Here is a 25,290-nt window from a genome sequence, read left to right on the forward strand (position 1 = left end):
TTGTTCAGTGGGAAAATGAATAATTTTTGTAATTCGTTTTATCATCAACAATGATGAGACTTTAATGATCACTTGAAAAGTCGCCCACTCTGGGTTTATACTAAAAATGAAAAATAAATATTAATAAAAGGGTGGCGTGGTTAATGAATTGTAATAATTATGGTGCTAAGCAGCGTTTTGGATTGCGAAAGCTCAGTATCGGTATTGTTTCAGTTATGCTGGGGTTGACAATGTATGGTGTCAATACGGCTCATGCTGATGGGAACCCAAGCAATATTACTACTAATGTCAATACCAACCGGATTGTTAGTCAGCCTGCATAAACTAATAAAGTGGTTCTGCCGGTCATTAGTCAAGCGGGGAAACAGTCATCGGCTGAAACTTTGGCTACAACCCAAACCAGCCAATCGTTAGCAACTGATAATCAGCAAAATCAACTACCAGACTGGCAGCACATTGTTGCGGGCAAGGATTTCGTTAACCAGGATGGTCAGGTAATGCATGCTAAGAATGACAATAATGTTACCGTTAATTCTCATTATCAATTTCGGTTGACTTATCCTGATGGGCAAGTTAAGGATTTATATAACAAGACTATTGCAACCACTGTTTACTGTTACCAAAACCCATCTGGAGACTTTGTGTACTATACAAAAGATGGCGACTGGGCGATTTGATGGATGCTTATAATGACGTTGACTCGCCTAACGGTAAAACAGCAGTGACAGTTCCCCGGATTGATTTAGCTGGTCCGAGTTATGATGGCTATTACGCAACGAGTGAAAACAGGCTTCACTATGATAAGGCTAAGAAAGTCTGGTACTTGCCTGAACAAAAAATGCGTGCTGAACAGTCAATCACAGACGGCGAGCTATTAAATAAGATGAATACGGAAAAGAAGACTGTTCAGCGGGTTATTCACTACCGTTATATTGATGGTTCGCAGGCGGCCGCTGATGTTACCCAGCCAGTCACGTTTACTCACCAGTGGGAAACCTGGTGGGGTTACGGAAATGGTACTATGTCTAATGACGACGGTTGGACACCGCAGCAGGGTTCTTATGTAGCAGTTATCAGCCCAGTCCTTGATGGGTACACGGCAGACAAGCTGACAGTGCCTCAGGCAACGGCCCGATTGAACCAGGGCGATCAGGTAGTCAACGTTACCTACACGAAGAATGCACCTGTAAAGCCTAATAAGCCTGCTCAGCCGGTCGTTAACAATGATGATAAGAATACCAAGTTACCAGCAGTTCCTGCGCAACACCTTGCTCAGTCCGGCCAACAGCATATTGTATCGACGGCTGTTCCTGCTGCTAATTCAGCAGTGTCGCCAGTTGCTCGTCACCATCGTCAGCAGCTGCCACAAACGGGCAACCAGCATGAAGCATTGGCAGCCGTTGGCGTTCTGGGGATGGGCTTAACGGCTCTGCTGGCATTAGTTGCGAAAAAGCGCCAATAGGCTAGGCATTTAATCATTTTTTGATAATAAAATGGGACCAATGAATGGTCCATTTTTGTTTTAAAACGCTTTATAATTAGGGTATGAAATCATTAAAGGAGCAATAAAATTATGAGCGGTAACTACCGGAGCGTGTTTGACATTATCGGTCCGATTATGGTCGGCCCCTCTAGTTCGCACACTGCAGGGGCAGTGGCGATTGGTAAGGCGGCGCGAGCAATCTTTCAAGAGCTACCTAAAAAGGTGACAGTTCACTATTATGAATCATTTGCGCAAACCCATCGGGGGCACGGAACCGATTTTGCGATCGCTGCTGGGATCATGGGCTTTCCACCGGATGATGCCCGAGTTCCGATGGCACCAGAATTAGCTAAAAAAGCTGGAATTGATATTCGCTTTGTCGAAGAGCAGGGTCCTAGTCCCATTCAGCACCCGAATACTGCGATTCTAGATCTCTCCGATGGTGCACATCACAACACGCAGGTTGGTGGTTGTTCAGTTGGTGGCGGTGCGATTGAAATTCGCTCAATCAAAGTTCAAGGGGTTGAATTACATCCTACCGGTCCACTACCGATTGTGTTATATCTTGATCGGGATAAAAATAAACCGTTAGTGAATGGTCTTGCTAAGATGTTGGACCGGAGTGCCAAACTAAAAAAACGGCAGACTAAGCTGGTTCATGATTGCGAGCTGTACGAATTTGACATGTTTAAGTATCTGAAACCGCAACAAATTGCCGAGCTGAAGTAAAAGTTCAAGGGCATTGTTTGTCTAAAGTAGGAGCAATGTGATGTTTGATAGTATTAAAGAAATGGTCGGTGCGGCCAACGAAAGTGGTAAGCCGTTGTCTGAGTTAGTGATTGAGACAGAAGTCGCAAATTCAGGTGTACCACGGACAGAAGTTTGGGATAAAATGAAGCGCAATTTAAATACGATGCGTCAAGCGGTAACGAAGGGTGAAACTGGCGAAGGAGTTCATTCACCAACGGGATTGACCGGTGGTGAAGCAGTTAAAATTCGTGAATACCGCAAGCATCATCGGACCTTATCTGGAGATACGATGATGGGGGGGGCGGTTCAGGCTGCCATGGCGACCAGTGAAGTTAATGCATCGCTGGGCGTCATTTGTGCGACACAGACAGCAGGATCAGCCGGAACCTTGCCGGGCGTAATTGAAGCATTACAGGAACGGCTCGATTTAGATGAAGCGGCTTTAATTCGGTTTTTATTTACCGCTGGGGGTCTCGGCTTGGTGATTGCTAACACGCCGGCATTGCCGGAGCAACTGGTGGGTGCCAAGCAGAAGTGGGGAGTGCATCAGCGATGGGGGCAGCTGCAGCTGTGGAAGCAGCGGGTGGCACTCCTCAGCAGAGCGCGGAGGCCCTTTCGATTGCCATTAGTAATTTACTTGGCTTAGTGTGCGATCCTATTGCGGGACTTGTTGAGATTCCGTGTGTGAAGCGAAATGCGATTGGGACTGCTAATGCACTGGTTGCTGCCGATTTAGCCCTGGCCGGGTGCGTTAGTAAAATTCCTGCGGATGAGTGTATCATGGCGTTGGATAAGGTTGGTAAGCAAATGCCAACATCACTGCGCGAAACAGGGTTAGGTGGCCTAGCAGGCACCCCAACTGGTCAAGCAATTAAGGCTAAAATCTTTGGTCACGATGCTTAGTGGTGGTTGGTATGCGAACACCAGAAATTATTAAGAATGATATTGTCGCTGAATTAGCCACCGTCATTGATCCTGAACTAGGGATGGACATTGTCAATATGGGCTTTGTTTACCGAATTGATTTGGATGATGACGGGATTTGTTTGGTGGAATTAATGCTCGAAATTCTCGGGTGCCCGTTAACTGGGATCTTAGCGAAGTTAGTTAAAGAAGCTGTGCTGCGGGTTCCAGAAGTAAAGAACGTGGACGTTGAGTTTATCACGACTCCGCGGTGGACGCGGGACCGGATGACAGATTATGCTAAATTAACGTTGGGCGTATATTAAAGGAGTTGGACGTAAAACGCCCAACTCCTTTTAAAGTTGCTGCAACACCCGATCTAGCAGGCTGACTGCTTGCACTGCGTCATTCAATTTAATGTTTTCGTTAGCACCGTGGGCTCGTGAATTAGCATTGCCAATCCCAAAGCCAAGTACGGGTAAACCTAAAAGGCGGCCGAAGGCATAGGCGGGACCGGCGCCGGCGCTATTCAAGACATATTCAACGCCATCAGCACCATAGATTGCCCTGGCGCTCTCGTTAACGAGTTTAACAAAAGGATGCTGAACATCGCTACGGTATCCTGGTTGGCCAACTAGATAGTTAACTTTAACATCCTCAAAGCCGTTTTTGGCGAGTTGCTTACGAACTAGGTCAGGAATTCTGGCTGGATCTTGACTAGGGGCCAAGCGGAAATCTAATTTAGCGGTGGCTAGTCGTGGCAAAACGGTTTTAACCCCGGCTTCTTGGTAGCCCGCGGTAATCCCTTCGATATTGATGGTGGGTTCATTAGCGAGGGCTTGCTTGGGTTTTGTCGCTAGAAGGGGCCGCGTTAACCCTTCTGCTTGTGCGACTTGTGTAGGATCAAAGGCTAGTTGCTCAACAAAGGCATTCTCAGCAGCAGTTAAAGCGGTGACGTCATCATAAAGTCCTTCAATCTTAATTTGTCCAGTCATGTCGTCCCGGAGAGATGCTAACGCTTTGGTTAACCGCCATGGAGCTGATTCGGCGTAAGCAGCCTTGGAGGAGTGGAGATCAGCGTTAGCCGTTGTGACGCCTAATTCAATACAAGAGATGCCCTTGAGGCCACCAGTAATTGCTAATTGGCCAGCGGCGTTTTTGGCGCCTCCTTCCCAGATCACCGCGTCAGCTTGGAGTTGTTGCTGGTGGGCTTCGGTGTATTTGATTACGTGCCGACTGCCAATTTCTTCTTCACCTTCAACGTAGAATTTTACATTGACCGGTAAACCGCCGTGTTCTTGATAATACTTAAGCAGCGCGTGAGCCGGAAAATGAGCTCACCCTTATCATCGTCGACGCCACGGGCAAATAGGGTACCATCTTTGACAGTGGGGTTAAACGGATCTGTTGCCCATTGGTCAAGTGGTTATGCTGGTTGGGTATCATAGTGGTTGTAAAAAAGTACTATCCGATCGCTGTTACCGTTAAAATCGGAGAAGATGACCGGGTTGCCACCTTGATCGGTCCACTTTTCAACGTGGTCCGCGCCTAATTGCTTAAATTGCTGAAAAATCCAGTTACTTGTTTCTGCAATACCGATATCTTGAGCAGCAATTGTTTTGAACCGTAAGAGATCACTGAAGTCTTGCCAATGGTTAAGAGTATATTCTTGTAATGATTCTGTCATGCTGGTTTCCTCCTTAAAATAAAAAAAGCCCCGCAAACTGCAGCTGCAATTTGCGGGACGTTGATAGACAACGTGTTACCACCCGAATTTAAGACGACTTCACAATCGCCTTCTTACTGAGTACCCAAATGGAGACTCGGCCGCGTTAACGGGCGGACCCGTGCTTAGTTAATGATTCGCTAGGCAACAATTACCAGACCATCTTCGTTAAGGCTGGTTGACCGCTTTTCATCAACCGCGGCTTGCTGGGCAATCAGGCCATTAATTACTCTTCTGGAAAATTTAGGATTTAAATTGTCATCATAATGTTAAAAAAAGATGAGAAAGTCAACCGTTATTTTTAATTTACATCAAGTATTTTTCGTAATTAATTGATGCACCAGCTACGGTGTCAGGACCACCTTGAAATTTAAAGGTAAGGCCGGTATCCGGTGAATAATCGATGTGGGTTTCTAAATTGGAGAAGAACCAGTCATCATCAAAGTTGACATGGTAATTAATCCCGTCTTTTTGAATTTCATAAATCGGCCGATCGGGATGGTTGTCTTTGGCAAACCCTTGTTTTGAACCATGTTCAGCGGGAATTTTGGTTGAAGCAGCAAAAAACTTGACACCGTCACCAGGCTTGAGAGCGAGCTCTTTAATTAACCATTGACTGGCAGCATCAGAAATTTTGATAATCATGAAAATCCTCCTTCCATAATTAAAATGAATGGTAAAAAATACTCAACAAGTATTTCACAACTGGGGTTTAATCTGGCTATAATATTAGCATATGAAAAGTAAATTGAGAGGGTGATTATATGGGAAAAACAAAGAAGTTTTCACTTATCATTACGGTTTTGGTAATTATCGTGGCGGCTTTGGCCGGTGTTCAAGCACATCAACGTCAGGTACGGGCGGCCAAGTACGTGGATAATCGGACCACCACGTTCTTCTTCCATGGTTGGGGAAGCAGTTACCGGGCAGAACGCCAAATGGCAAATGGGGTGACTATGCTGAATCAGCAGTGAAGGCCGTCCAAAAGAAATACCAAATTAAAAATATTAACTTAGTGGGTCACTCGATGGGGAACATTGCAATTATGTACTACTTGGTTAATAATGCTCAAAAGACTAACATGCCGACCGTTCGGCACCAAGTTGACATTGCCGGCCACTTTGATGGTGGGATTGGCTTTGGTTATAACAAGAAGACAACGCTGGATAGTCAAGGCAAACCATCCATTATGGAGAAGCACTATCGCGACTTCTTGCCACTTCGGAACACATATCCAACAACATCGCTGGTGATCTGGATGATGGTTCCAAGTCAGATAGTCAAATTCCACTCAACTCAGCATTCTCTTTGAAATACTTAGTTGCTAACCGGGCTCGGTCTTACCAAGAAAAGACGATTCATGGCAAGATGGCCCAACACAGTAAATTACATGAAAACAAGCAAGTTGATAAGCTCTTAATTAACTTCTTGTGGGGAAAAGCACAAAATAATTAATTGATCCAGATCCCGGATTTTCTGTTAAGGAAAGTACGGGATCTGCTTTTCAATAGCGCAAATTTCCCGTACAATGGATTGAGTGACTTTAAAAGAAAGGACGTCAGGGACGAAAAATTCGTCAGGCGAGGGCGAGAAAATGTCGAAATATCGAATGCAAGCAATCTTGTTTGTCTTTGTGGCTTTTATGCTGGGATGTAATGAATATATGATTGTCGGGGTGCTTCCCGACGTGGCCAGTGAATACCATAGTTCATTATCATCGCTTGGTTATTTGGTCACAATGTTTGCAATTATCTACGCGGTGTTTACACCAATCATTACTTCATTGGCCAATCGGTGGCAACGTCACCATGTGTTGCTAACGCTGATGGTAATCTTCTTCATCGGAAATACGTGGACGGCGATGGCCACTAATTATACTTCGCTCCTGCTGTCACGGATGCTGACGGCATCGGTCGCCGGGGCCATCATTTCAATTGTCTTGGTGCTTGCCAGCTATGTTGCGCCACGTGAAAAACGGGCCAGCTTGGTCTCATGGGTTTTTGCTGGGTTCAGTATTGCCTCCGTTATTGGGGTGCCGTTAGGAACCGTTATTAGCCAACGGCTTACCTGGCACGATAGTTTTTGGATGATCACTGTATTGACGATCGTTGTCTTCGGTCTCTTAGTTTGGTTAGTCCCACATAATACACCGCAAGTGGCGGGTCACCTGAGCGATCAATTTTCCCTTTTTCGGGACAAGCGTGTCGTAGTTGGATCGCTGTTTGTAATTACGGTTTGTGCGGCTGACTATACTTTCTATACTTATATCCGGCCATTAATTACTAATTTGATGGGCTTTGATGATACGTGGTTGAACTGGATCTTATTCATGATGGGGATTTTCTTCATTGTTGGTAACAAGTTTGGTGGTTATTTGGCAGATAATGGTGGGGTCCACCGTTTGCCATGGGTGTACGTCGTTATGACGGTATTGCTACTGGGCTTGGCTCCAGCATTCCACATGAAATGGTTGGCGATTGCAATTGTCGCGGTTTTGTGTATTACCTTTGCCAGTTACGGGGCGTCGACTCAGTTGATGTTCCTCGACATTGCCGAAAAGAATTACCCGCAATCCCTTGATTTGGCTTCATCGTTAAACTCGATTTTTGCCAATATTGGGATTTCGTTGGGGTCCTTAGCGGCTGCGGAAACTGTTCGATTCTCTTCGCTAGGAAACGTTGGTAACGTTGGGGCCGTCTTTGGAATTTTGGCAATCCTATTAATTACTTTCGTTGGTCGCCATTATCAAGTAGAGCGACGTTAATAAACAGCCGACCAATCAATGGTCGGCTGTTTTAGTAGTGTGGCCTATGCTAAAATAATTATTCAAACACAAATTATTGGAGGAAGAGTTTATGGAAACAACAGTCACTTTTGCTGGAAAGCAATACGTTGATGTTACGGCAAACGAGACGATTGCTCCAGTTCGAGCTTACATTCAATGCTCATGGTTTAGTCCGGAAGAAATTAAGTTTATGGAGGAATGGTTAACTGCTTTAGGGAAGAACCCAACCGTCTCTTTAAAATATAGTCACCAATTTAATGATATTAACGTGAATGAGCACCCAGAGGTGATGGATGATTTAACCTGGCAGCAAAATACCTATCAGATGGACATGCATGCAATGTACGGTAACGACATGGGGATTGGCTTTTTTATGCCAAGTAAGCCGGATGTTGGCCAGGCTTATGAACAAGGGGTACTATATGCACTGCATAAGCCAAATGTGGTGGTAGTTCCTGATGATGAGATGACTATTCCCTTGAACTTAATGGTAGGGTGCGGGAATACCCAGATTATTAAAATGAGCGAAGTTGCTGAATTTGATTTTCATGATGTCGTCTTTAAACCCTACCAAGGAAAAGTTTTTTAGAAAATGCTTGCCTTTTTTGAAAAATGGTTTATAGTATTTACTAACAAGTTAATTAAAAAACGATTAGAAAGACGAGTAAATATTAACATTCGTTTAGTGAGCTAAGGATAGTGCAAACTTAGCCGACCCTGTAATATTGAAAAACCCTTTCCAAGTTGCTAACCCAAATGGTCACCAAAGTAGGCTTAGTCGTCTCCAGCACGTTACCGCTGGTTGAGTATGTTAGTACTCGAATGAAGTGGTCTAGTGCAAACTAGATAACTTGGGTGGCACCGCGGAAAGAAGCCTTTCGTCCCATGATTGCAGGGACGGAAGGCTTTTTATTTGCGCCCCGATTTAGCAATATGAAGGAGTGCATAATAATGACAGAGTTAATTATTCCTAAGGACTACGATCCACGGTTGTCGATTCGTGAAACTGAAGCAGCGATTCGCTACATTCGGGAAACATTCCAAGATGAATTTGGTAAGGAACTGAACCTGCAACGGATGTCGGCACCAATGTTTGTCGAAAAGAGCACGGGCTTAAACGACAACCTGAACGGGGTGGAAAAGCCAGTTTCTTTCACAATGAAGTCATTACCAGATGAAACCATTGAAATTGTTCATTCTTTAGCCAAGTGGAAACGCCTGGCGTTAAAACGGTACGGATTCGGTATGCATGAGGGGCTTTATACCAACATGAACGCCATTCGTAAGGACGAAGAGCTGGATAACTTCCATTCTATTTACGTTGACCAGTGGGACTGGGAAAAGGTTATTGCTAAAGAAGAACGGACTGAAGAAACGCTCAAGGCCACGGTAAGAAAAATTTTCAAGGTCATCAAACATATGGAACACGAAGTCTGGTATAAATTTCCCCAAGCGGTTTACCACTTGCCAGATGAAATCCATTTTGTGACGACCCAAGAGTTAGAAGATCGTTGGCCGGACTTAACGCCAATGGAACGCGAAGAACGGATCGCTAAAGAGTTAGGGTGTGTCTTCGTGATGAAAATCGGCGATAAATTAAAGCGGTCTGGGAAGCCGCATGATGGCCGGGCACCAGATTATGATGACTGGGCATTGAACGGTGACATCATTTTCTGGTATGAACCGTTGCAACGCAAACTGGAAATTTCTAGTATGGGAATTCGGGTCAGCCCTGAATCAATGAAGTATCAGCTAGAGCAAGCGGGGGCCGTAGATCGAGAACAATTACCATTCCATAAAATGCTTTTAAACGGTGAATTACCATACACGATTGGTGGTGGAATCGGTCAATCCCGGCTCTGCATGTTATTGCTTGGCAAGGCGCACGTTGGTGAAGTGCAAGCAAGTATTTGGCCAGAAGAAATGCGCGAAAAATGTGCAGCGGCAGGCATCCAATTACTGTAAACCAGTGGTTGGGTGGTCGGGTTTGAATTTTTTATTAATAACAATGACTGCTAACGGTTTTGTCACAATTCCTACTTCACACTTTTAGTTAGCAGCATCGGAATAAATAAGCAATGGGATTCGAGAGTTCAACTTTGGCGAACACTGGGATCCCATTTGTGTGTATTTTGGTTGGTTAAACATTTGCCAACTGCAAAAATTAGAGTATAATGATAAAAAATTAAAAAAATCTAATTAAGTAGGTGGTGCTATGTTTAGCAAAGTTGGACAACTAATCTTTCAAAATTAAGCGGTCGCGCAAACTGCTGATTTTACAATGGGCATTGAAATTGAAATGGACCGAATTGATAGTCAAGGAAATCTTAGTCAAGAACCCTATCCAGCTAGCATTGGTGATGAAAAGACCAAACCATGGATGACCAATGACTTTTTGGAAGTGATGTCTGAAACGGTTACTCCAGCAGCCGATTATGCGCTGGAAGCGATGCACTATCTCTACGCATTAAACACCACGCTCCGCAATGCGTTAGCGCCCGGAGAACTATTATGGCCTCTTTCAATGCCACCCCGGTTACCAAAGGATAAATCAAAGCTAGTGTTAGCGAAGATGGGCCCAAAAAAGGAAGCCTATTTACATGAATGGGCAAAACGACATGGCTATTCGCAAGGGACACCGTGTGGTGTTCACATTAATTTGAGTATTAAACCACACATTGTGGACTTAGTCCGCAAGCAGCTACCAGATCGGTTTCCAGATGAACGTTCCGCGATGAATTATCTGTATACGGTGGTGGCCCAAGGTTTTGTGCGCTATCGGTGGTTATTGACTTACTTATTTGGGGCGAGTCCGGTCGCGGAAGCTAATTATTTGGAACCCAATCAGAAACTAGCCCACCCGATGCGGAGTATGCGGCAAAGTTCGTACGGATTTGGAACTAAATTCCGCGGTGATTTTACTAATCTTGATCGCTATGTGGCCCGGATCGAAGAAGGAGTTAAGGAAGGAATCTTGACCTCGGATTATGAATTTCACGGTCCAGTCCGTTTTAAGGGTAACGCGGAGTTAAAACGGCTGCATAAAGAGGGAATTAAGTATGTCGAATTGCGGATGCTTGACCTTGACCCAACCACGGCCGTCGGAGTAAAGACAGTCACGCTGCGCTTCATTCGGTTGCTTGCCAGCTACCTTATCATGCATCCAGCGATGCCAGAAAATGAAGTTGATGATGTCCTCAAACAAGCGGATGAGCGCAACCGGGTAGTGGCAGAAGAAGATCCACGGAAAAAGACCAAGTATCAAGCAACAGCCTTGGCAATGATTAAGCGTTTGGCGCAGTATGCTAATCAAATTCAATTAGGCCCAGAATATACAGAAATCCTGGATGAGTTGGAAGACCGGATCTTGAATTCGCTGATGACTCCAAGTGGCCAGTTAATGAACTATGTTCAGGATGGCTCGCTGGAGGCGTACGCATTGCAACGGGCTAAGCGATACCAAGAGGCAGCGCTAGAAAGTCTTCATCCGTTCCATGGCTTTGAAGATGGTAAGATTTATACGACGAAAGAATTAAAAGCAGCGTTAGATGCACTATAATCAGAAAGCGGCAGCCCAGTTTGGACCGCCGCTTTTTACTATTCAAATAAAGCTTTTATTTCATCATCGGAAAGGTGAAATAAAAGCTTTATTTTTTGTTGTAATTGATCTTCGGGAATCCCTAACTGGCGTGTGATTGTGATCATTTGCTGGATAGCTTGGGTCTTTCCCTTTTTGATTCCTGATTCTTCACCGATTTGGATACCTTCTTGGCGTCCTTCTTCACGAATGTCTTCATCATGAAACATCATATGTGTTTTGTTATCCATATATTCATTCCTCCATCTGCGATTTTGACTGAGTTGGTGAATATAATTCCGTAGTTAATCGACATACTGATCATCTTGAACATCTTTATTATCTACGTAATGGAGGAAATTTTGGAGACATCATTAGTTTCGTTCAGCTACCTTCGTAGCCCGTGCCACAAGGTCGTGGAAGATATTTTGGGCCACTTGGTCGTGTTTGTACATGTTTTCCGGGTGCCATTGCACTGCGAGAATTTGATCGCTATCAACGGATTCCACGGCTTCAATCACTTGATCATCAGCAGTTGCCGTGACCTTTAACGATGGAGCCAGTTGATTCAGACTTTGGTGGTGACGGGAATTAACGTATGGACGGTCACCAGCCAGTTGCTGAATCCGACTGCCAGCAACTGTGGTAACGTGATGGGTTGGTAGGTTACCCGGTGCCTTTTGTGAATGTAACAGTTCAGCATGTGGATTTTCTGCCATGTCTTGGTAGACGGTGCCACCTAAACCGATATTAATCAGTTGCATTCCTCGACAAATCCCCATCACAGCTTTACCTGCCTTAACGGCTTCCTTCAATAATTGGAGTTCAGATAAGTCACGCTTACGGTAGGTCATCCCTAGGCCGGGGTGGGGCTCTTCCCCATAGAAGGTGGGGTCGATATCCTCGCCGCCCGCGAAAATGATGCCGTCAAACTGGTCGACGTAGTTTTTTGCTAATTCTGGCGGCACACTGGGTACGATGATCGGAAGAGCATGTGATTTAATGAGAGCTTCAATAATGGGACGGGGTGCAAATGATGCATCCCGTTCGTTAATGATATTGGTGGCCTCAGTTAATGTGTCAGCAGAAATTGCAATTCGTGGAATCATACGCCTCATCCTCTCATCTAAATTTAATAATAATAAAATACCATAAATTACCAGACTTTGTATAGAATCAATACTCAAATTCCGGAAACTTTGGTACACTAATGAAGTTACGATAAAGGTGGTGGAATGATGCATCCGCAATTAACGATTGGCTGGCTATTGCAACTACTGATGACGGGATTAATCTTTGGCAGTTTATGTTGGGGAATTCGTTATTCGCCGCAGTTTAGTTTAGTTGAAGAACGGCTGCAGCATCGGATCATTCGGCAACAAAATAATTGGTGGTGGCAGCTGGTTGCCACCGCTTTTGACCCTAAGGCATTAGTCATGTGGGACTTTTTGCTTGCCGGATTATTGGTGGTGCAGGGACGCTGGCTTCGAGCAATTTATGTTCTAGTAATGCTAGCCTCTGTTGATGCATTTGGTATTTGGATAAAACATCATCTCAAACGACAACGACCAGCAACATTTGTTCAAGCCACCCCTACGTATAGTTTCCCTAGTGGTCATACGCTAGGAACCACCATGATGGCGATGATGATCGGAATGCTATTTCCACACTTACTGATTTGCGATTTAGTGTTATTGGGCTGGCTTCTGGTTATTGGTTGCCGACTGACTCTCCATGCTCATTATCCATCAGACGTGTTCGGTGCAGTTGTGCTAGCTTATGGCTGGTGGATTGGCGGCGAGTTGTTATACATATTGATAACGAGGTAAAAGGATGGAAGCACGTTTAATTCAATTTCATATTAGCCCACAGGTTAAGCAGCCTGCTGATCAAACGAAACAGCAGCCAACGCAAAATGGGTTTAATCTCGAATTTGTGGCGAAAAATAAGTACATTTCAGAAGATATGCGGGGCGTTCCGCAGTTTCGTCGTGAATTGCGGCATAAGATGCAACACATTGTCGATCAATTTAATGAATACTATCAGTGGAATATTGATAAGACTTCTGAAATGGAAGCAAACACGGAAAACTTCGGGGCGTTAGAAAACCTCAATGATGCCGCTAAGTATTTGGTTAGTCTGCTTAAGAACGACTTCTTGGTACCGGACGAATTGGAATTAACTGCAATCCACTTAGTTGGTGATTTCAACGTATATAACCCGGGAAATAATACGAAGTTAAAGAAGGATGCGGCGAAGATTCGCCAAGAGTCACTCGAACGGTTCCGGGCGAGCCAGCAACCACGGCCAATGCCAGCACCCATGAACATGGGTCCGCAAAAGTAAGAGGAGGATTATTTTGAAGAAACGATTAATGCAGTTAGGGCTACTGCTTGCAACATTCGTGATGATTTTCAGTTGCTTCACAGCGGCCTTTATTTCAACGGCCCAGGCTGATCAAACTAAGTTAGAAGCCAAAGCGGCGATTACGATGGATGCGCAAACTGGTCAGATCCTGTTTCAACAAAATGCTAATCAGAAATTAGCGGTGGCTTCATGTACCAAAATTTTAACCTTAGCGGTGATTGAGCAAGACATTGCGGATGGAAAGCTGAGTTGGAATCAAAAAATCAAAATCAATCGCAAGGTCGCTAAAACGTCAACGGACTGGCACTTTTCTAATGTGGAGTTAAAAGCAGGTCATCGCTATACGGTTCGTTCATTGTGCGAATCAATGATGATTGTGTCGGCGGATGGTAGTGCGGAAGCCTTGGCATTAGCTTCAGCCGGCAGTACCGCAGCTTTTAATAAAAAAATGCAGGCAGTGGCCAAAAAGGCTGGTGTTCATGATGCTAAAATCTATAATATGATCGGGCTGTCAAATGGTGAGCTTGGCTCTAATGGGATCAAAGGTGTCTCTAAGAAAGCGGAGAATGCTTTTTCAGCTAAGGATATGGCGTTGATTAGCCGGTATTTAGTGACTAAGTACCCGGATGCATTGAACATCACTAAGGCAACGAACGTTGAATTTAAAGTCGATGATAAGCAAAGTTATAATATGCTGAATATCAACGGAATGCTGCCTAATAATGGAAATGCACCGAAAAATGGCACGATGGATGGCTTGAAGACGGGATCAACGGATAAAGCCGGTAACTGTTTTGTGGGGACTGGAGTTTTCAATAATCGCCGATTAATCACGGTCGTATTGGGAACCGATATTCATGATTATAGTAAGCAGTTTAAAGAAACTAACAAGATGTTGGAAGCCGTTCAAGGTGCTTACCAACCGGTAACTTTGAAACAACCTAGTGATTTGAAAAAGCTCACTAATCAAGTGCGGGTTGCGCATGGCAAACGTAAGACGGTAAAGATTGGTTTGAAACAAACAGCAGCATTGTGGTTGCCAAAGGGAAGCAAGATCAATCAAGTTAGTGGACAATTGACTTTGTCAAAGGGCAAACGGACCATTGGCCAACACAAGCTTCGTGTGCCATTGAAGAAGGGCGAAACGGTTGGTCAAATTAAGGTGACCCCGATTAAGGGCCAGCCAAGTTTGCACCTACCAGTGGTGAGCCAACAAAATGTCACTAAAAAATCATTAATGAATTAATTTTAAGGGAGACTGGGAATTAACCCAAGCTTTTTACTGTTTTAAAAGATAAGAATGTTGCAACGCAGTAGCTGGCTGGCAGTTCAAACGCTGATAAGTCAGCATTTGACCAACCTAGCCATCCTTGCGGGGGTGGGAAGACGAACTAGACAAGCTAGTTCTGTCCCACTCCCTTTACGTCTTTAAATAATGGGCAGCAGAGTCTGTACTAATTATTTGGAGGATAATTAATGAAGCAAGAGACGCAGTTAACACAGTATGAACAGTTACGGAAGAAATGGGAATCACTTGGAATTGCGAGCGATGTGATGTTTGGAATGGTGATGCAGAAAAAAGAGTTATGTTTGGAACTAATTCAACGTGCTGTTCCTGAACTAAAGGTCCAAAAAATTGAATTTCACCAACACCAGTATACGGTGGATGGGCCATTAGACTCACGAGGATCACGATTTGATATTTATGCCCGCGATGACCAAGGGCGGATTTTCATGATTGAAATGCAGGTAGCAAATCATCATAATTTACCGTATCGGTTACGGTATTATTTGCGGCAATCTGATTTTGATATTTTGAACCCAGGGGACGGTCTTCATGAAATTATTTTTAATGCCAAAGCTGCAGTGATTCATGATAAGATGAAAATAAAGAGTTTTCTTCAATTGATGGAAAATAAGGTTAATTTAAGAGACCCATTTGTGGTTAAAATTATGGAAACGATGCGAGAAATTAAAGCGGATCCAGAAAGGAGAAGGTGCTTTATGACATACGAGATGAATCTAGCGGATGCACGAGCCGCGGGTCGTGAACGAGGACTTGAAGAAGGCATGGCAGAAGGTCATAAGCAAGGGATGGCGGAAGGCCATAAACAAGGAGTTGTGGAAGGTCGCAAAGAAGGGTTAACGGAGGCCGCGAAGAAGACAGCAGCAATATTGAAAAAGTATGAACCAAATCATAATGAGGCGGTTCATACATTGATGAATCAATTCGATTTATCCGCCGCGGAAGCTGAAACCTACCTTAAATAATTAAAATAACGTCCTGGATGAAATATTATTCAGGACGTTTTTCAGATCGCTGATCAATCTTGATGACGGTTGACTAAATCAGTTATACTAACAGTGCCATCTTAGCTCAGCTAGGTAGAGCACATCCATGGTAAGGATGAGGTCGTCGGTTCGAACCCGATAGATGGCTTATTATTAAGATGATATGAGTTGTTCAACGTTGATTTAATCGGTTTTAAGCCTTTTAAAACCATCAAAAAATTTAGAGAATCTATTAATATTGTCGCAGACCTGCAACACGTGAAGCAAAGCGTGTTGCAACAGATTATAGGGAAGTAACGATTATCATCGTCATACCAATGTTTAAGGGTAGTTAAATGTGTTGCAATTAACTAAAAAAACTGGTTATCAGTTAAATGTCTGATAGCCAGTTTATTCAGTGATCCACGCCTTTTGCTACTAAATTGTTATAATTATTAACGGGTAGGTGAAAAAATGGATAAGGTTTCGGTAATTGTTCCCGTATACAACTTGAAAAGGTATTTGGATGAGAATTTACGAGCGGCATTAATTGATTTAAGGGACAAGGCACAACGAGTTAGTGATTATGATTACTACCAAAGAGCAATGGCTGCACTAACGGTGTTGGATGCATTAACAAAGGAGTAAGAATCTCATGGGAACTAAAAAAGCGATTGTCCTCTCTGGTGACAATCATTATACGGCGCAAATTACCACGACAATTAAGTCGATCGTGTACCATTTGCGGCGTGTTAAAATTTACTTAATTAATTCAGATATTCCTCAGGAGTACTTTTTTAACTTAAATCTCCGGTTGAAGCAGCTTGATAGTGAGCTAGTTGATTTAAAGATTAATCCAGAATTATTCAGTAATGCCGAGTCGCCTAAAGCCCACATTAGTAAGATTACCTACGGACGTTTAATGATTCCACAACTGGTTACTGAAGATCGTGCACTGTACATTGATAGTGATGCGATTGTTGATCAAAGTATTAGCGAATTGTGGACAATGGACCTTGGTGATTATCCAATTGCGGCGGTCCATGATGTCTTCTTAGCAGACATTTTTAATGCCGGAATTATTCTGTTCAACAACAAGAAGCTGCGCGAGGATCCCGACTTGGTCGATAACATGCTGGCCGCGGCACAGCAGAAGGGAATCTTAGATGCCGACCAGACGGTTTTAAATCAATTCTTTAATCATCAGTATTTAGAATTAGGCTTGGAATATAACTATGTGATTGGTTATGATCGGGACGTTTCCTTAGCTCCTAGGAATGCGCCGGGGTATTTTGAGAAGATGCTTAATTGTCCTCAACCAAAGATTATTCACTATGCTTCTCCCGACAAACCATGGAATTTACAGTCCGCTGGTCGAATGCGAGAAAAGTGGTGGCAATATCATAATTTAGATTGGGTAACCATTACCCAGCATGGTCAATTGCCACAACTGACGAAGCCAGTTAAGGGCAAGTTTTTCACCCTAACCGCGTCCGATTCAATGATTCATTTAGCCAAATTGGCACAGGCGCTACCGGATTACGAATTCCATGTGGCGGCCTTCTCATTAGTTAGCCCAACCTTGTTGAACTACATGCGTTTCCACAACGTTCATGTTTATGCCAGCATTTCCAAGCCACGAGTTGAAGAATTAATGCATGATTGTACAGCTTACCTCGATATTAATCGGGAAACTAAGTATCAGGATTGGATTGAGCGCTTCGCCAAGAATGGCCGACCGGTTTATTCATTTGCTAGCGATGCTGCAGCATTGAGTGACCAAGTTCACCAGGAAATTTTTGCTGATGACGATTACCAAAAGATGGTGCAAAGAATTCAGAAAAATGGGTAGGTGAAAGCCGCCCAGTTGCATTTTAGCGACTGGACGACTTTTTCTATATAATTTTTTCTAATCAGTTTATAATGTAAATAGGAGGTGTCGAGGATGAATACAAATTTACAGCCAAAAATTACATTAAATAATGGTGTGAAAATCCCACAGCTCGGCTTAGGAGTTTGGAAAACATCGTTAGATGAAACACGGACAATGGTGAAAACGGCCTTAGCAAATGGTTACGTCCTGATTGATACGGCCAAGCAGTATGGAAATGAATCCGGTGTTGGTGCCGGCATTCAAGATGCCATCACAGCTGGTATCATTAACCGTGAGCAAATTTTTCTCACCACCAAGATTTTTAACGGTGATCAGGGGGATTATGATCGGGTTCGGCGCGGCTTTGAAGGCCAACTTAAGGATCTTCAGACGGACCATGTCGACCTGTTGTTAGAACACTGGCCAGTTAATGGTAAGTTTAATGAAACGTGGCGGGCCATGGAAGCCATCTTGAAGGATGGTCAGGCACGTGCCATTGGGGTCTGCAATTTCGATAATGGCCGGATGATCAACCTGATTGATCACGCGACGGTTCTACCAGCCATTAACCAAATTGAATTCAACCCAGGCATTTTGCAACGCCCGATTGTCGAATTTTGTCAACAACAAGGGATTCAGCTAGAAGCCTGGTCACCACTTGGTAACGGAAAGTTGCTTCAAAATGAACGAATTCAAGAAATTGCCCAACGGCATGGCAAGACGACTGCCCAAGTAGAATTACGTTGGAGTCTCCAACACGGCTTTGTCGCCATTCCGAAAACGACGCACGAACAGCGAATGCAGGAAAACGCTGATATTTTTGATTTCACTTTGAGCACCAACGAAATGTTAATGATTGACGCCTTAGACCAACAGCACCATGCTATTTGGTATGACAAATTCAAATGGTCCGGCAATCCGGACGGCGTTGATGACTACGTCGCGACACCAAGTAATTGGTAGCCACTAAATCACGGAGGATTTTATGAACTTTATTGCAACGTTAGCCATTATTTTGTTAGTCACTCAGGTTGTTTCACACTTTAGTATGCGGATGGGAATTCCCGATGTGATCGGACAGATCTTAGTCGGCATTGTGATGGGTCCCGCGGTTTTTGGATGGATTACCCAGACCCACATGATTAATGAATTTCAAGAAATTGGGGTCATTATCTTAATGTTTATTGCTGGTTTGGAAAGTGATTTGAGTTTGCTCAAAAAGTATTTAAAACCAGCGGTAGTGGTTGCCTTGATGGGAATGATTCTCCCGATTGTCGTAATGGGCGTCGCCGCTGACTTGTATGGAATGCAGTGGTTTGAGTCGCTCTTTATCGGGGTGATCTTTTCTGCAACCTCAGTTAGTATTTCTGTGGCGGTCCTACGGGATTACAACCAGCTCGGCAGTAAAGAAGGGGCCACGATTCTAGGGGCAGCCGTTGCTGACGATATCGGTGGTGTGTTCCTTTTGAGTATCCTGATTAGTATGATGAATGGTCAATCGGGACAGCGGATGAGTTTGCCATTAGTTGTTCTTTTACAGGTGATCTTTTTTGGTGGTACTTATTTCTTGGTGCGGTGGTTGGCACCATACTTAATGGAAATCAGTTCTGACTTGTTGACGACCGCGGCACCAAGCGTTGTGGCGATGATTTTATGTCTAGGAATGGCCGCTTTAGCGGATGCCGTTCACCTGAGCGGGGCTGTTGGTTCATTCTTCGCGGGAATCGCCATTGCGAATACGAAGAAAAAAGAAGTTATTAACCGCAGCTTTGTTCCAATTGGTTATGCGATGTTTATTCCGATCTTTTTTGTGAATGTGGGGTTAAGCATGCGTTTTGACCACTTCCTGGATTCATTGTGGTTCATCATTATGATGACCGTACTGGCCTGTCTGACGAAGCTCCTTGGCTGTGGAGGCGGTGCTAAGTTAACTGGCTTTGACCTCAACAGTAGTTACATTATCGGGAGCGGGATGATTGCCCGGGGTGAAATGTCATTGATTACGGCCCAAATTGGTTTTCAAGCCCACTTACTTTCCGAAAAGTACTACTCAGATATCATTACTGTTATTGTCTTAGCAACGATTTTGGCACCGTTTATTTTGAAACATTCGCTTCACCGGATGCACGGTGCCCAGGAGGATTAGGATGAAAAAAAGATGGTGGTTGCTACTGGTGATTCTGGTAGTTGCTGGATTAGGCTTTAGTTATTATTCTGGCTGGTTATTTGCTAAAACAGTTTCTTATCACCCCGTTAACGGGCGAACGACAATTGGAACGCCCACACTATTTTTCCATGGCTATGGAAGTAGCTACCACGCTGAAGAATATATGGTGAATGGGGCAGTTAAAGAGGGAATTACAAGCAAAAATGCGGTGATTCGGGCCAACGTCCGTCCAAATGGCAGTGTGAAGTTGACGGGTAAAATTAAGGCCAAGAGTACGAATACCATTGTTGAAGTAAACTTTGACAATCCACGGAACGGTAACTATCGAACGGATGGTCGCTGGGTCCGAAACGTGATTGTCACGTTACAAAACCGGTACCGTTTCAAGCGGATTAATTTAGTAGGTCATTCAATGGGAAACATGGCGATTATGTATTATCTACGGCAATTTGGTAATGATCAGCACCTGCCCAGTTTGAATAAGCAGGTGGCGATTGCTGGTCACTTTAATGGCCTGGTCATGGCAGACACGAATAAGAATCATGATCGTCTAGCCAAAAATGGTCGTCCTTTGAATAACGTTACAAAGCAATATCGCTATCTAGAAGGTCTACGCAAAACGTATCCACGTTCGGCGATGGTACTGAATATTTATGGAGATAAGGGTTCAGGAACGGATGGTGACCTCACCGTTCAATCGGCGCAATCAATGCGTTACTTGGTTGCCTCCCGGGCGAAGTCCTTTCAAGAACAGGAGATGAAAGGCAAGCAGGCATCGCACAGTCGACTGCATTCCAATCCAGACGTGAATGCGCTATTGAACAGTTTTTTGTGGAACCGGACAGTATAAAAAAGACAATCGTAACAGGATTATTTTCCCGTTACGGTTGTCTTTTTTATATCATTACTTTGGTTGAATGTAACCTTGGGCCTTTAACAGTTCCGCAAATTCAATCGCACCACCAGCAGCACCACGTGCCGTGTTGTGGGATAAACCAATGAATTTCCAATCAAAGAGCTTGTCTGGACGAAGGCGTCCAATTGAAATTCCCATGCCGTGTTCGAAATTAACATCGTAACGTACTTGTGGCCGGAAGTCATCTTCTAAGTATTGGATGAATTGCTTAGGCGCACTTGGCAAGTTGAGTTCTTGGGGAACTCCACTGTAATCTTCCAATGCTTGGATTAAGTCTTCCTTAGTTGGCTTTTGCTTGAAGTTAACGAAGGAAGCTACGGTATGACCATACAAAACTGGAACCCGCAAACATTGACTAGTGATGACAGGACTTTCTGCCTTGACAATGGCCTTCTTGTCATCATCAATGTGACCGAAGATCTTCAATGGTTCATCTTCGGACTTAGCTTCTTCACCAGGAATGTATGGAATGACGTTACCTTGAATTTCAGGAGCCGTTTCTAATGTCTTTCCTGCTCCAGAAATGGCTTGGTAAGTACATGCCAACACTTGGGTTGGTTCAAACTTCTTCCAGGCTTCCAGCGCTGGGGTGTAGCTTTGAATCGAACAATTGGGCTTAACTGCCACGAAACCGCGTTCCGTTCCTAACCGTTGCCGTTGATACTTAATTACGTCAGTATGTTCGGGGTTAATTTCCGGAATTACCATTGGTACGTCCGGGGTCCACCGGTGAGCACTGTTGTTAGAAACAACTGGAGTTTCATGCTTGGCATATTCTTCTTCGATGTTGCGAATTTCATCTTTTGACATGTGGACTGCCGAGAAGACAAAATCAACTTGGGACGCAACCTCATCAACATTTTCCGCATCCAAGATTGTGAGATCCTTGACACCATCAGGAATTGGGGTATCGCCCATCTTCCACCGGTCTTTGACTGCGTCACCGTACTTTTGTCCAGCACTGTGTTTACTTGCTGCCACCACAGTTACTTCAAACCACGGGTGGTTCGCCAATAGCGTAACAAAGCGTTGGCCCACCATTCCGGTGGCACCAATGACGCCGACCTTGAGCTTTTGATCCATAATCACAACCTCCATATCTTTCTAATTGAAATTTAATTATAAACCGGTTACCGGAATAAACCAAGGATATTTTACTAAATAAAAGTAATTAAATGGTGAACTAAACCACTGTCGAATAGAACATAAATGCCAATTCCGATGTAACAAATTTTCATCGGTGGTTCTCCCCAGCGGCGAATTAAAGATTGGACGGGCTGAAACTGGCGAATCCAGTTAATTAAAAAGACAATCAGAATTGTGAGTAGACCAATGTATACGATCGTCAGCGAAAACGTGATCCACGATTGATTGGCGAGAACGGGTAAAAAGAGTGACAAGTTGCACCCGGCACAGACAGATAGATAAGTCAGTAGGGTGGTGAGGATTGGGCGACGCTGGGTACTAATTTGAAATTCTTCGTCACGATCGTGCAGGGCTGTCCAAATTGGAATGAGTCCTAAAAGGCCCAACAACCATTCTGGCAGAAAGTGTTGCAGGGTTTGTCCAATTAAAAAGGCGCCGGTCATTAAAATTAACAGGCCCATTAGATACCCAATCAGGACATCCCGCAGTGCGAAGTGCTGGCATAAGAAAAGTAAGATCACAAAGAAATCCAAATTAACCGTCAAAAATGTAATTGTAATCAAAGTTAAATTCATGTTGACATCTCCTTTATATAACATATTCAATATATGACATATGTTCGCAAAAAACAATCCCGAACTTAAGTAAGTCCGGGATGATTTAGTTTTAGATTTGATGATTCCAATGATCACGATGATTCATCGTATGTTGAACGTGCGCGAGCATATCATTTAACACTTCGATTATGTGGGGATCATCAAGGGTGTAAAAAATTTGTTTACCATCTCGATGGGCTTGGACCAACTGGTACTGGCGAAGTAGAGCCAATTGATGGGAGACACTTGGTTGGGGAAGTTCGAGTTGTTCACTTAACTCACTGACGTTGAATGAATGATTTTCCAGTAAATAGAGGATTCGAATCCGTTTTTCATTGCTGAGCAATTTAAAAATCTGTTCAGCAAAGTTAATTTGGTGTTGGTTGATAATTATTCCCCCTTTTCCATTGCTTCGCGACTAACCACCAGTTGGCGAGTCGCGGTCTCAGTAAAAGCGTCGCTCACGGGACCGTTACTGATCATGGACAACCGATGCGTGGCTCGGGTCGCCATGGTGTATAGTAGCCCGGTAGCTTGCTTGCCTAATGACTGTTGGCTCACATCTGCTAAAATCACCGTATCGAATTCCAGTCCCTTAGCTAAATAAGCGGGGAGGATGACCACACCACGATGTGGTAGTTTGGTGTCATGGCTCGTTAACCGGGAAAGAGTCGAGACTTTTCGATAAAGAGCATGGTAGACTTTTTGCGCCTGAGTTTGATTTTTAGTTAGGATCGCCACCGTCGGGAGGGACTGGAGTTCCTGCTGCACCAGTTTCGTCAACTGCGCTGCCCATTCTTGATCATTATAGGTCATCGTCAGGGTTGGGACGTCTCCATGGCGGATAAAGGCATGGATTTGCTGACCATCTGGGAGGAGGGCCTTAGCAAAGTTGGTAATTTCAGTTGTTGACCGGTAGCTTTGCCGGAGGGTGATTAGTTTTGGATGGTGCGCTTGAAGATCTTCAGCCACGGTCTTTAGCAACTGTTCAGGGAGTTGAAGAGGATAGAAAAGCGCTTGTTCACTATCACCCAAAATCGTAAACCGGGCTTCTGGAAACGTGTGGTGGAGATAGATAAGCATCGCGGAGGAGTAATCTTGCATTTCATCAATAAAGACGAATTGGAAGTTCCGGTTTTGCCCGTTCCCGGTAATGAGGTCCCGTAAGTACATGAGTGGTGCGGTATGCATCAATGGTAATTGATGGAATTCAATCGCATGCTGGTATTGTTCAATAATGGCATGTCGAGTGGCAGTCGGAACTGCTGCCGGCCAGTGGAGATGATGAAGGAAATCAGCATACTGGCTACTGAAATCTAAAAAGTAATTGTTGTAGACAGCATCAGCGACGACGCGCAGCCGCTGATGAGCTAGTCGACGAGCCAGATAACGAACTTGCGCCTGCTCATCAGGAAAATCATCAATTGTATGCTTCCCCATCAAACGGTGAATTGCTTGGGTATCGATCTGATTAAGCTCCTTTTGCAGCCAATCTTTTTGGGCCTCTTGGCGGGAACGTTTTTGTACTTCACGGATGAGAATGTTCTTGGTGCGAATTAGCCGGTCTGGAATTGACATTGCCACTGGTTGCTGGTTAAAAATGTCTGTAATATGTTGGGCGCTGAAGAAGACTCGTTCATGAAAATTAATATTAGTAAAACTGAGTTGTTGCTGGCCAGTCTGCAATTCACTTAAGTACTGTTGCACCGCTTCCATTGCGGCAGTTGATTCAAGAAAGTGCTGGCCGGCTCGAGGAGCCTGATTCTGCTGTTCATACCGATCAAAAATGGTTTCCACATTGAGGCCTTCAAAACGTCGTTTTAAAAAGCCGGTGAGGGTGACCTGCCGCATGTTGCGTTCCCCCAAACTAGGCAACACTTCAGAAATGTATTGACTAAAAAGTTGGTTAGGTGAGAACAGGACAATCTGGTCGGCGTTTAAAGATTCCTTAGCGTGATAGAGCAGGTAGGCAATTCGTTGCAGAATTGTCGAAGTCTTCCCACTGCCGGCTACCCCTTGGACGACGAGGAGGTCACTACTGGTATTTCTGATGATATCGTTTTGTTCTTGCTGAATGGTGGCCACGATGTTTTGCATGGTTTGATCATTTTGCTGACCAAGTGCTGCTTGGAGCATTTCATCGCCAACCGTTTCGTTAGTGTCAAACATGTTAGTGATTTGGCCATCCACGATGGTGAACTGACGTTTTTGCACGAGTTTGACCGTTTGTTGACCTGCTGGTGTATCATAGGTGACTTTTCCAAGGTTTCCGTTGTAGTACACACTGGAGATGGGTGCTCGCCAATCATAAACTAAAAAGTCGGTCTTATCGCTGTTCATCAATGAGGCGATGCCGATATAGAGGGTTTCTACTTCATTACTGCCTGGTTCTTGAATTTGGATCCGCCCAAAGTAAGGTGACTTGCGCAGTTCTTGGAGGGTGGCTAACTGCCGCTTGAGAATGTCTTCATTTTCGGAAGCCCGGGCAACCAATTGGCGTTGCTGTTCCAGAGCGGAGCGAGATTCAGCAATATCATCAATTTCGTAACGGTTGATTGAGGCATTTTCACCGTAGTTTTGTTCAACCGCGCGGGTTTCTTGATGCGCCGCTTTGATGGCTTGCTTGGTCTGTTGAATTTGCTGATCAATATTTTGAATGACTTGATCAACACGTGCCTGTTCAACGATTTTTTCATTTGTAGTTGCCATGCCAAGACCTCCATTGACAGA

Annotated in this window: 26 protein-coding genes, 1 tRNA gene, 4 pseudogenes and 1 other annotated feature; of the genes and pseudogenes, 22 read left to right on the forward strand and 9 right to left on the reverse strand. The window is 44.2% G+C overall.

What is annotated here, in order from left to right; translation table 11 throughout:
- The first annotated feature begins 143 nt into the window (after positions 1–143).
- The 6 genes and pseudogenes from HMPREF0501_RS06995 (at position 144) to HMPREF0501_RS07020 (ending at position 3,462) form a co-directional block, all read left to right on the forward strand.
- Positions 144–323 (forward strand): YSIRK-type signal peptide-containing protein, encoded by a 180-nt coding sequence (locus HMPREF0501_RS06995; RefSeq protein ID WP_006917240.1) that lies wholly within the window; start codon positions 144–146, stop codon positions 321–323.
- A 9-nt stretch (positions 324–332) separates the two neighbouring features.
- On the forward strand, positions 333–677 hold the full coding sequence (locus HMPREF0501_RS07000) for a hypothetical protein (RefSeq protein WP_006917241.1): 345 nt from the start codon (positions 333–335) through the stop codon (positions 675–677).
- Positions 677–1,462, forward strand: coding sequence for a mucin-binding protein (locus tag HMPREF0501_RS07005; RefSeq protein WP_006917242.1), 786 nt, complete (start codon positions 677–679; stop codon positions 1,460–1,462). Before HMPREF0501_RS07000 ends, HMPREF0501_RS07005 begins: the two co-directional genes overlap by 1 nt.
- Positions 1,463–1,573: 111 nt before the next feature.
- Positions 1,574–2,212: a serine dehydratase beta chain gene (locus HMPREF0501_RS07010; protein ID WP_006917243.1), complete on the forward strand. Its 639-nt coding sequence runs from the start codon at positions 1,574–1,576 to the stop codon at positions 2,210–2,212.
- Positions 2,213–2,252: 40 nt separating this feature from the next.
- Positions 2,253–3,136, forward strand: a pseudogene (gene sdaAA, locus HMPREF0501_RS07015) (L-serine ammonia-lyase, iron-sulfur-dependent, subunit alpha).
- Positions 3,137–3,147: 11 nt separating this feature from the next.
- Positions 3,148–3,462, forward strand: a complete 315-nt coding sequence (locus tag HMPREF0501_RS07020; protein ID WP_040456116.1) for a metal-sulfur cluster assembly factor — start codon at positions 3,148–3,150, stop codon at positions 3,460–3,462.
- 30 nt (positions 3,463–3,492) lie between these two features.
- On the opposite strand, the pseudogene HMPREF0501_RS09310 reads toward HMPREF0501_RS07020, so the two are convergent.
- The 3 genes and pseudogenes from HMPREF0501_RS09310 to HMPREF0501_RS07030 all read right to left on the reverse strand — a co-directional run.
- Positions 3,493–4,496, reverse strand: a pseudogene (locus HMPREF0501_RS09310) (M20/M25/M40 family metallo-hydrolase); the annotation flags it as partial.
- A gap of 66 nt (positions 4,497–4,562) precedes the next feature.
- On the reverse strand, positions 4,563–4,823 hold the full coding sequence (locus HMPREF0501_RS09320) for a hypothetical protein (protein WP_318175626.1): 261 nt from the start codon (positions 4,821–4,823) through the stop codon (positions 4,563–4,565).
- Positions 4,824–5,168: 345 nt separating this feature from the next.
- Complete coding sequence (locus tag HMPREF0501_RS07030; RefSeq protein ID WP_006917247.1) at positions 5,169–5,507, reverse strand: HesB/YadR/YfhF family protein; 339 nt, start codon at positions 5,505–5,507, stop codon at positions 5,169–5,171.
- Positions 5,508–5,626: 119 nt separating this feature from the next.
- Here HMPREF0501_RS07030 and HMPREF0501_RS09180 point away from each other — a divergent pair, with 119 nt between their 5' ends.
- The 6 genes and pseudogenes from HMPREF0501_RS09180 to HMPREF0501_RS07055 all read left to right on the forward strand — a co-directional run bounded on the left by HMPREF0501_RS09180 (position 5,627) and on the right by HMPREF0501_RS07055 (position 11,206).
- Positions 5,627–5,836, forward strand: coding sequence for a hypothetical protein (locus HMPREF0501_RS09180; RefSeq protein WP_006917248.1), 210 nt, complete (start codon positions 5,627–5,629; stop codon positions 5,834–5,836).
- Positions 5,833–6,317, forward strand: a pseudogene (locus HMPREF0501_RS08845) (alpha/beta hydrolase). Before HMPREF0501_RS09180 ends, HMPREF0501_RS08845 begins: the two are co-directional and overlap by 4 nt.
- A gap of 139 nt (positions 6,318–6,456) precedes the next feature.
- Positions 6,457–7,626, forward strand: coding sequence for an MFS transporter (locus HMPREF0501_RS07040; RefSeq protein ID WP_006917250.1), 1,170 nt, complete (start codon positions 6,457–6,459; stop codon positions 7,624–7,626).
- Positions 7,627–7,717: 91 nt separating this feature from the next.
- Positions 7,718–8,236 (forward strand): nucleoside 2-deoxyribosyltransferase, encoded by a 519-nt coding sequence (locus HMPREF0501_RS07045; RefSeq protein ID WP_006917251.1) that lies wholly within the window; start codon positions 7,718–7,720, stop codon positions 8,234–8,236.
- A 53-nt stretch (positions 8,237–8,289) separates the two neighbouring features.
- Positions 8,290–8,536, forward strand: a binding site (T-box leader).
- 62 nt (positions 8,537–8,598) lie between these two features.
- The gene (gene asnA / locus HMPREF0501_RS07050; RefSeq protein ID WP_006917252.1) at positions 8,599–9,612 is read left to right on the forward strand and encodes an aspartate--ammonia ligase; all 1,014 of its coding nucleotides are present in this window, start codon (positions 8,599–8,601) and stop codon (positions 9,610–9,612) included.
- Between the two features lie 250 nt (positions 9,613–9,862).
- A pseudogene (locus tag HMPREF0501_RS07055) lies at positions 9,863–11,206 on the forward strand (glutamate--cysteine ligase).
- 38 nt (positions 11,207–11,244) lie between these two features.
- Here the strand turns inward: HMPREF0501_RS07055 and HMPREF0501_RS07060 are convergent.
- Both HMPREF0501_RS07060 and HMPREF0501_RS07065 read right to left on the reverse strand, forming a co-directional pair.
- Entirely contained in the window at positions 11,245–11,475 is a 231-nt protein-coding gene (locus tag HMPREF0501_RS07060) for a hypothetical protein (protein WP_006917254.1), read from the reverse strand.
- A 123-nt stretch (positions 11,476–11,598) separates the two neighbouring features.
- A complete protein-coding gene (locus HMPREF0501_RS07065; protein WP_006917255.1) occupies positions 11,599–12,333 on the reverse strand; it encodes a gamma-glutamyl-gamma-aminobutyrate hydrolase family protein in 735 nt (244 codons plus the stop codon).
- 126 nt (positions 12,334–12,459) lie between these two features.
- Here HMPREF0501_RS07065 and HMPREF0501_RS07070 point away from each other — a divergent pair, with 126 nt between their 5' ends.
- From HMPREF0501_RS07070 to HMPREF0501_RS07110, 10 genes are all read left to right on the forward strand, one after another.
- A complete protein-coding gene (locus HMPREF0501_RS07070; RefSeq protein ID WP_081443441.1) occupies positions 12,460–13,053 on the forward strand; it encodes a phosphatase PAP2 family protein in 594 nt (197 codons plus the stop codon).
- A gap of 4 nt (positions 13,054–13,057) precedes the next feature.
- Positions 13,058–13,570: a hypothetical protein gene (locus tag HMPREF0501_RS07075; protein WP_006917257.1), complete on the forward strand. Its 513-nt coding sequence runs from the start codon at positions 13,058–13,060 to the stop codon at positions 13,568–13,570.
- A 13-nt stretch (positions 13,571–13,583) separates the two neighbouring features.
- The gene (locus HMPREF0501_RS07080) at positions 13,584–14,837 is read left to right on the forward strand and encodes a D-alanyl-D-alanine carboxypeptidase family protein (RefSeq protein WP_006917258.1); all 1,254 of its coding nucleotides are present in this window, start codon (positions 13,584–13,586) and stop codon (positions 14,835–14,837) included.
- A 230-nt stretch (positions 14,838–15,067) separates the two neighbouring features.
- Positions 15,068–15,862, forward strand: a complete 795-nt coding sequence (locus HMPREF0501_RS07085) for a PD-(D/E)XK nuclease family transposase (protein WP_006917259.1) — start codon at positions 15,068–15,070, stop codon at positions 15,860–15,862.
- A gap of 95 nt (positions 15,863–15,957) precedes the next feature.
- A tRNA-Thr gene (locus HMPREF0501_RS07090) sits at positions 15,958–16,031 on the forward strand.
- 305 nt (positions 16,032–16,336) lie between these two features.
- A complete protein-coding gene (locus tag HMPREF0501_RS08975) occupies positions 16,337–16,510 on the forward strand; it encodes a hypothetical protein (protein ID WP_006917260.1) in 174 nt (57 codons plus the stop codon).
- 7 nt (positions 16,511–16,517) lie between these two features.
- A complete protein-coding gene (locus HMPREF0501_RS07095; RefSeq protein WP_006917261.1) occupies positions 16,518–17,714 on the forward strand; it encodes a glycosyltransferase family 8 protein in 1,197 nt (398 codons plus the stop codon).
- A 93-nt stretch (positions 17,715–17,807) separates the two neighbouring features.
- Positions 17,808–18,698, forward strand: a complete 891-nt coding sequence (locus HMPREF0501_RS07100; protein ID WP_006917262.1) for an aldo/keto reductase — start codon at positions 17,808–17,810, stop codon at positions 18,696–18,698.
- A 22-nt stretch (positions 18,699–18,720) separates the two neighbouring features.
- On the forward strand, positions 18,721–19,881 hold the full coding sequence (locus HMPREF0501_RS07105) for a cation:proton antiporter (protein WP_006917263.1): 1,161 nt from the start codon (positions 18,721–18,723) through the stop codon (positions 19,879–19,881).
- A 1-nt stretch (position 19,882) separates the two neighbouring features.
- The gene (locus HMPREF0501_RS07110) at positions 19,883–20,752 is read left to right on the forward strand and encodes an alpha/beta hydrolase (protein ID WP_040456118.1); all 870 of its coding nucleotides are present in this window, start codon (positions 19,883–19,885) and stop codon (positions 20,750–20,752) included.
- Between the two features lie 54 nt (positions 20,753–20,806).
- Here HMPREF0501_RS07110 and asd read toward each other — a convergent pair whose 3' ends face one another.
- The 4 genes from asd to helD form a co-directional block, all read right to left on the reverse strand.
- Entirely contained in the window at positions 20,807–21,901 is a 1,095-nt protein-coding gene (gene asd / locus HMPREF0501_RS07115) for an aspartate-semialdehyde dehydrogenase (protein ID WP_006917265.1), read from the reverse strand.
- 74 nt (positions 21,902–21,975) lie between these two features.
- Positions 21,976–22,539: a cadmium resistance transporter gene (locus tag HMPREF0501_RS07120; RefSeq protein ID WP_006917266.1), complete on the reverse strand. Its 564-nt coding sequence runs from the start codon at positions 22,537–22,539 to the stop codon at positions 21,976–21,978.
- A 91-nt stretch (positions 22,540–22,630) separates the two neighbouring features.
- Positions 22,631–22,954: an ArsR/SmtB family transcription factor gene (locus tag HMPREF0501_RS07125; protein WP_040456119.1), complete on the reverse strand. Its 324-nt coding sequence runs from the start codon at positions 22,952–22,954 to the stop codon at positions 22,631–22,633.
- The gene (gene helD / locus HMPREF0501_RS07130) at positions 22,951–25,269 is read right to left on the reverse strand and encodes an RNA polymerase recycling motor HelD (RefSeq protein WP_006917268.1); all 2,319 of its coding nucleotides are present in this window, start codon (positions 25,267–25,269) and stop codon (positions 22,951–22,953) included. Before helD ends, HMPREF0501_RS07125 begins: the two co-directional genes overlap by 4 nt.
- Positions 25,270–25,290: the final 21 nt, after the last annotated feature.

It is taken from the genome of Limosilactobacillus coleohominis 101-4-CHN (assembly GCF_000161935.1).
GTDB classification, from domain to species: Bacteria; Bacillota; Bacilli; order Lactobacillales; family Lactobacillaceae; genus Limosilactobacillus; species Limosilactobacillus coleohominis_A.

Bases quoted from the DNA above. Each gene is read 5' to 3' on its own strand.
- HMPREF0501_RS07120 (WP_006917266.1), bottom strand. From the start codon at position 22,539: ATGAATTTAACTTTGATTACAATTACATTTTTGACGGTTAATTTGGAT.
- HMPREF0501_RS07085 (WP_006917259.1), top strand. From the start codon at position 15,068: ATGAAGCAAGAGACGCAGTTAACACAGTATGAACAGTTACGGAAGAAA.
- HMPREF0501_RS07005 (WP_006917242.1), top strand. From the start codon at position 677: ATGGATGCTTATAATGACGTTGACTCGCCTAACGGTAAAACAGCAGTG.
- asd (WP_006917265.1), bottom strand. From the start codon at position 21,901: ATGGATCAAAAGCTCAAGGTCGGCGTCATTGGTGCCACCGGAATGGTG.
- HMPREF0501_RS07095 (WP_006917261.1), top strand. From the start codon at position 16,518: ATGGGAACTAAAAAAGCGATTGTCCTCTCTGGTGACAATCATTATACG.
- HMPREF0501_RS08975 (WP_006917260.1), top strand. From the start codon at position 16,337: ATGGATAAGGTTTCGGTAATTGTTCCCGTATACAACTTGAAAAGGTAT.
- asnA (WP_006917252.1), top strand. From the start codon at position 8,599: ATGACAGAGTTAATTATTCCTAAGGACTACGATCCACGGTTGTCGATT.
- HMPREF0501_RS07020 (WP_040456116.1), top strand. From the start codon at position 3,148: ATGCGAACACCAGAAATTATTAAGAATGATATTGTCGCTGAATTAGCC.
- HMPREF0501_RS09320 (WP_318175626.1), bottom strand. From the start codon at position 4,823: ATGACAGAATCATTACAAGAATATACTCTTAACCATTGGCAAGACTTC.
- HMPREF0501_RS07110 (WP_040456118.1), top strand. From the start codon at position 19,883: ATGAAAAAAAGATGGTGGTTGCTACTGGTGATTCTGGTAGTTGCTGGA.
- HMPREF0501_RS07075 (WP_006917257.1), top strand. From the start codon at position 13,058: ATGGAAGCACGTTTAATTCAATTTCATATTAGCCCACAGGTTAAGCAG.
- HMPREF0501_RS07100 (WP_006917262.1), top strand. From the start codon at position 17,808: ATGAATACAAATTTACAGCCAAAAATTACATTAAATAATGGTGTGAAA.
- HMPREF0501_RS07045 (WP_006917251.1), top strand. From the start codon at position 7,718: ATGGAAACAACAGTCACTTTTGCTGGAAAGCAATACGTTGATGTTACG.
- HMPREF0501_RS07030 (WP_006917247.1), bottom strand. From the start codon at position 5,507: ATGATTATCAAAATTTCTGATGCTGCCAGTCAATGGTTAATTAAAGAG.
- HMPREF0501_RS07010 (WP_006917243.1), top strand. From the start codon at position 1,574: ATGAGCGGTAACTACCGGAGCGTGTTTGACATTATCGGTCCGATTATG.
- HMPREF0501_RS07060 (WP_006917254.1), bottom strand. From the start codon at position 11,475: ATGGATAACAAAACACATATGATGTTTCATGATGAAGACATTCGTGAA.
- HMPREF0501_RS07040 (WP_006917250.1), top strand. From the start codon at position 6,457: ATGTCGAAATATCGAATGCAAGCAATCTTGTTTGTCTTTGTGGCTTTT.
- HMPREF0501_RS09180 (WP_006917248.1), top strand. From the start codon at position 5,627: ATGGGAAAAACAAAGAAGTTTTCACTTATCATTACGGTTTTGGTAATT.
- HMPREF0501_RS07070 (WP_081443441.1), top strand. From the start codon at position 12,460: ATGATGCATCCGCAATTAACGATTGGCTGGCTATTGCAACTACTGATG.
- HMPREF0501_RS07105 (WP_006917263.1), top strand. From the start codon at position 18,721: ATGAACTTTATTGCAACGTTAGCCATTATTTTGTTAGTCACTCAGGTT.
- HMPREF0501_RS06995 (WP_006917240.1), top strand. From the start codon at position 144: ATGAATTGTAATAATTATGGTGCTAAGCAGCGTTTTGGATTGCGAAAG.
- helD (WP_006917268.1), bottom strand. From the start codon at position 25,269: ATGGCAACTACAAATGAAAAAATCGTTGAACAGGCACGTGTTGATCAA.
- HMPREF0501_RS07065 (WP_006917255.1), bottom strand. From the start codon at position 12,333: ATGATTCCACGAATTGCAATTTCTGCTGACACATTAACTGAGGCCACC.